At 70.1% G+C, this 1,204-nt stretch carries 1 protein-coding gene; it reads right to left on the bottom strand.

The window, feature by feature from the left end; all coding sequences use genetic code 11:
* Positions 1-1,204, bottom strand: a 1,204-nt coding sequence (locus ABTY15_RS39695) for an amino acid adenylation domain-containing protein (RefSeq protein ID WP_350607703.1), incomplete at both ends; no start/stop codon positions are given.

The raw sequence follows: 1,204 nt of genomic DNA, 5'->3' as shown, positions 1-1,204 counted from the left end.
CCCTCCCCCAACACACCACCGTCCGACCCGGAATACACCGAGTCATAGATCTCCCGCCACTCCTCCACCTGCTCACCCGTCGACCCCTCCGAGTCCGCAGACGGCACCACATACGCCACCAGGCGCACGTCATCGTCCTCATACCGCCGCGCCACCACCAGCGCCTGCGACACCCCAGGCTCCCGCTCCAACACCGCCTGCACCTCGGCCGGTTCGACGCGGAAGCCCCGGATCTTCACCTGATCGTCCGCACGACCCACGTACTCCAGGCGGCCATCCGCCCGCCACCGCACCACATCGCCGGTGCGGTACATGCGGTCACCGGGCGCGCCGAACGGGTTGGCAACGAATCGCTCGGCGGTCAGGGCAAACCGGGACGAGTAACCACGCGCCAAGCCCGCACCGGATATATACAGCTCGCCCGGGACGCCTGCCGGTACCAGGCCGAGCCTCTCGTCCAGCACCAGCACACCCGCCCCCGGGACCGGGCGACCGATTGGCACACCCCCACCCGGCAGCAACGGATCACTGATCGCCGCCGCCACCGTGATCTCCGTCGGGCCATACGCGTTGACCATCCGGCGCCCGGGTGCCCAGCGCTCCACCAACTCCGCCGAGCACGCCTCCGCACCAACAACCAGACCCGCCAGGCCGTCCAGCCGCTCCCACGCACCCGCGGGCAACGTCGCCAGAACCGAGGGCGGCAGGAACGCATGCGTCACACCGCCCGACGCCAGCGCCTCCTCCAGCTCCGCACCCACCAGGACCGAACCACCCGGCACCACCAGCGCCGCCCCCGCGCCCCAGGCCAGAACGAGTTCCAGGACCGACGCGTCAAAACTCAACGACGCCGACCGCAACACCCGACCCGACCCACCCACACCCGCACGCCCGCACAACCCGGCGGCGAAACCGCCCACACCGGCGTGTGTGACCGTCACGCCCTTCGGGGTGCCACTGGTACCCGAGGTGTAGATCACGTAGGCGGCACTGGCCGCACGCACCGACACGTCCGGGGTTCCCGTCGGTTGACGATCCCAGGCGGCCACCATGGCCGGATCGCCGATCAGCAGCGACGGAACGTCGAGGTGACGATCCGTCAGCACGACTCCGGGGGCGGCGTCGCCGACCAGGTAAGCGATCCGCTCGGCCGGATACTCCGGATCGATCGGAAGGTACGCCGCACCGGACTTGAGGATGCCGA

The organism is Kitasatospora sp. NPDC097643 (assembly GCF_040302625.1).
In the GTDB taxonomy this organism is placed as follows: Bacteria; Actinomycetota; Actinomycetes; order Streptomycetales; family Streptomycetaceae; genus Kitasatospora.
Note: the sequence above shows the minus strand (reverse complement) of the source record. Positions and strands in the feature narration are given on the sequence as shown.